The organism is Pseudomonas sp. OA65 (genome assembly GCF_017498305.1).
Taxonomy (GTDB): domain Bacteria; phylum Pseudomonadota; class Gammaproteobacteria; order Pseudomonadales; family Pseudomonadaceae; genus Aquipseudomonas; species Aquipseudomonas zanjanensis.
The window spans coordinates 1-446 of record NZ_JAGDEZ010000122.1; the positions used below are offsets into that span (position 1 = coordinate 1).

Consider the following 446-nt stretch of genomic DNA (forward strand, 5'->3'; position numbering starts at 1 on the left):
CGGGAAACCGAGGCCTTGATCGGCTTCTTCGTCAACACCCTGGCCCTGCGCATCGACGTCCAGGCCCACAGCCGCGTCGACCAGTTACTGGAGCAGATCAAGGCCTCCACCCTCGACGCCTACAGCCACCAGGATTTGCCGTTCGAGCAAGTGGTCGAAGCCCTGCAACCGGAACGCAGCCTCGGCCACAGCCCGCTGTTCCAGGCCATGCTGGTGCTGGGCAACACGCCACGGGACCAGGTCTTGGAATTGCCCGGCCTGAGCCTGACGCCATTGCCGCAGCCTACCGGCACCACCCAGTTTGATGTGAGCCTGTCCCTCAACGACGATGGCGATTGCATCAGCGGCCAGTTCGAATACGCCACCGACCTGTTCGATGAGAGCACCATCGCCCGCTGGGGCCAGCACTTGCTGCACCTGCTCGATGCCATGCTCGACGATGCCAC

At 63.7% G+C, this 446-nt stretch carries 1 protein-coding gene; it reads left to right on the forward strand.

Going from position 1 to position 446, the window contains the following annotated elements; translation table 11 throughout:
• The coding region (locus J3361_RS29355; RefSeq protein ID WP_243459081.1) for a condensation domain-containing protein at nucleotides 1-446 on the forward strand (446 nt) is incomplete at both ends.